Origin of the sequence: Pseudomonas sp. SbOxS1 (genome assembly GCF_013416725.1) — a bacterium.
Lineage (GTDB): Bacteria > Pseudomonadota > Gammaproteobacteria > Pseudomonadales > Pseudomonadaceae > Aquipseudomonas.
Map to the genome: position 1 here is coordinate 1 of NZ_JAAVXC010000079.1, position 553 is coordinate 553.

Genomic DNA, 553 nt, shown 5'->3' on the forward strand with positions numbered 1-553 from the left:
CACCCAAGCAATTTGCTTACTTCGAAAGAAGCATCAGATTGCGGTGTGTGAAGACGAAACGAACCGAAAGTTCGGAATCTCACAAAACACCGAGCTATCACATACCCAATTTGCTGAAGCGAGGCCAACTGGCCGCGACTCAGTACCCGAATTTCTTGACGACCATAGAGCGTTGGAACCACCTGATCCCATCCCGAACTCAGAAGTGAAACGATGCATCGCCGATGGTAGTGTGGGGTTTCCCCATGTGAGAGTAGGTCATCGTCAAGATTAAATTCCAAAACCCCTATCTGCGCATGCAGGTAGGGGTTTTGTTTTTATATAAGTACAAGCTTTGTATAAAGCTTGTACTGCTAATCAAGTCGTTTACCTGGTTAGTGATTCGGTTTTCTCAATCGAAAGAAGCAGGAATTAAGGTGTTGACAGCAGCGTGTAACGCTGTAGAATTCGCCTCCCGCTGATGAGAGATCTGAAGCGCAAGTGGTTGAAGTTGCTAAGGATTCCTTGAAAACTTCTGAAAAATATCACTTGACAGCAAATGAGGCTGCTGTAG

1 rRNA gene is annotated in these 553 nt (G+C 45.6%); it reads left to right on the forward strand.

The features are described from left to right. Positions 1 to 154: 154 nt before the first annotated feature. Positions 155 to 270 (forward strand): 5S ribosomal RNA (rrf, locus tag HFK74_RS32895). Positions 271 to 553: the final 283 nt, after the last annotated feature.